The organism is Rhodoferax sp. (assembly GCF_014859475.1).
Lineage (GTDB): Bacteria > Pseudomonadota > Gammaproteobacteria > Burkholderiales > Burkholderiaceae_C > Rhodoferax.
Genome location: NZ_JACUUE010000284.1, coordinates 1 through 2,583, shown reverse-complemented (window position 1 = coordinate 2,583; position 2,583 = coordinate 1). Strand labels below are relative to the sequence as shown.

2 protein-coding genes are annotated in these 2,583 nt (G+C 58.7%); both read right to left on the bottom strand.

The annotated features are described in order from the left end of the window. Positions 1 to 58 precede the first annotated feature (58 nt). Positions 59 to 1,837, bottom strand: coding sequence for a TRAP transporter large permease subunit (locus tag IBX54_RS14390; protein ID WP_296543342.1), 1,779 nt, complete (start codon positions 1,835 to 1,837; stop codon positions 59 to 61). Further along, positions 1,838 to 2,440: a TRAP transporter small permease subunit gene (locus IBX54_RS14385; RefSeq protein WP_296543341.1), complete on the bottom strand. Its 603-nt coding sequence runs from the start codon at positions 2,438 to 2,440 to the stop codon at positions 1,838 to 1,840. Between the last annotated feature and the right edge of the window lie 143 nt (positions 2,441 to 2,583).

Sequence of the window (2,583 nt, the reverse complement as noted above, 5' to 3'; positions counted from 1 at the left end):
TTGGCAAAGATCCCACGTACGCACTCGATTGCGCGGTTCCGTTTGGTCTGAACAGCCGTCAGCTGCCTCTTTGGCCGGTGCCTCCTGCATCGCCGTCATCGGGCGGGGCAAATCCGGGTGCCTTTTCAAAGTCAAATGACGGTTCTTCTTCTGGCATTTCCATCTGGGATTGCAGCAATTCCATGACGGCTTCCTGGCTCAGGCCTTCTTCGACCGACAAGTCGCCCACCACCAGTTTCGGGAACACGATGATGGTCGCCAGCATGATCACCAGCATGGCAATGAAGGCGATCGAGCCTTTGTAAATCTCGTTGGTGGTGACGGCCTTGATGGTTTCACCGGTAATGCGATCCTTGTAGCTGGACTTGGCGGCCACACTGCGCAAATAAAACAGCGCAAAACCAAAGGGCGGCGTCAGGAACGAGGTTTGCAGGTTCATGGCGATCATCACGCCGAACCAGATCATGGCAGCCTCGGGCGTCATGCCTGGCACCAGACCGGGCAGAATTTTTTCGGCCACGGGGGCCAGCAGCGGCACCACGATGAAGGCAATCTCGAAGAAGTCGATGAACATGCCCAAAAAGAACACCAGCAGGTTCACCACAATCAAAAAGCCCCAACCGCCACCCGGCATGTTGGCGAACAGGTGCTCGACCCAGATGTGGCCGTCGGCCGCATTGAAGGTAAAACTGAACACGGTGGAGCCGATCAGGATGAACATCACAAAGGTGGCCAGCTTGGCGGTATTTTCCAGCGCCTGCGTCAGGATGCTCATGCCCAAACGGCCCTTGCCTTTGGCCAAAATCAGTGCCCCCATGGCGCCCATGGCACCGCCTTCGGTGGGGGTGGCAACACCCAGGAAAATGGTGCCGAGCACCAGAAAAATCAGGATCAGCGGCGGCATCAGCACGAAGGTGACCTGCTCGGCCAGGCGCGACAACAGCGCCATTTTGGTCACGCGGTTGAAGATGGCCAGCAGCAAGCCCGTGATCGAGGCCAGCGTCATCGACATGATGACGATTTCATCCTTGGCCGAGGGCAGCGGGCGCTCCAGCCACTGCGTCATCAGTCCGTCATGCACTTGCGACCAGCTGTAACCCACTACGGCGCAAATGATGATCAGCACCAGCAGCGAGCGATGACCAGAGCTGCCACTTGCCTCGCGGTAAATGCGTGCCTCCTCGGGTAGGGCCGGTACCAGGGCGGGTTTGAAAATGGCCACCAGCACCACGAACAGCACATAGACGCCTACCAGCATCAAGCCCGGCACCAAGGCGCCGGCATACATGTCGCCCACCGAGCGGCCCAACTGGTCGGCCAGCACGATCAGCACCAGCGACGGCGGAATGGCCTGCGCCAGCGTGCCCGAGGCGGTGATGGCGCCGGTGGCAATGACCCGGCTGTAGCCATAGCGCAGCATGATGGGCAGCGAAATCAGGCCCATGGAAATCACCGCAGCGGCCACCACGCCGGTGGTGGCGGCCAGCAGCGCGCCGACCAGGATCACGGCAATGGCCAGGCCGCCGCGCAATGGCCCGAACACCTGGCCGACGGTTTCCAGCAGGTCTTCGGCCATGCCCGAGCGCTCCAGAATGATCCCCATGAAGGTGAAGAACGGGATCGCCAACAGGGTGTCGTTTTGCATGATGCCGAAAACGCGCAGCGGCAAGGCCTGGAACAGCGAAGCCGGGAAGATACCTGCCTCCATGCCAACAAGCCCAAAACCCAGGCCGGTAGCGGCCAGGGCAAACGCCACAGGAAAGCCACTGAGCAAAAACACGAACAAGCCGGCGAACATGAGGGGCACAAACTGCTGTGCCAAAAAAGTGGTCTGCATTCAGTGTTCCCCTGCCAGTTTGCTTGCAGCCAGGGCTTCGAGTTCTTTGAGTTTTCTTTCTTCTGCCGTGCCGCCTTCGTCGTGGCTTAAGACATCAGGGCCGTGCCCGAACAGGAACGCAAAACGCTTGATGAGTTCGGACACGCCCTGCAGCGCCAGCAGCGCAAAGCCCAGCGGAATCAGGCCGTAGGCGGGCCAGCGGATCAAACCACCTGCGTTCTGCGACATTTCTCCCGTGACGAGCGCATTGGTGAACAGCGGCCATGCCAACGCGACAGACAAAATGCAAAAGGGAAACAACACGGCCAGGATGCCGACCACATCGATCCAGTTGCGCGTGCGTGCGCTCAGGCGCGTGGCAATAAAGTCGATCCGGACATGCGAATTTTTCAGGAGGCCATAACCGGCCCCCATCAGGAATACAGCGGCAAACAGGTACCACTGGATTTCCAGCAAGCTGTTGGAGCTGACGTTGAAAATTTTCCGCACGACGGCGTTGCCGGCGCTGATCAGGGTGGTGGCCAAAATCAGCCACATGGTGAGTTTGCCGATGCCGGTGGTGATCTTGTCGATCAGCCGGGACAAGGCGAGAAGTGGGGTCATGGTGTCTCTATTGCTTGGATTTTGTGCAAGTCAACCAGGGTAATGGTTGATCGCAATTTTGTTGCCGTCGAAGTTTAGCGGTTTGCGCTCGCGCGACAGTTGAAGAATTTTAGGCGAACCCTGAAATTTTTCTCTGAGGGTGA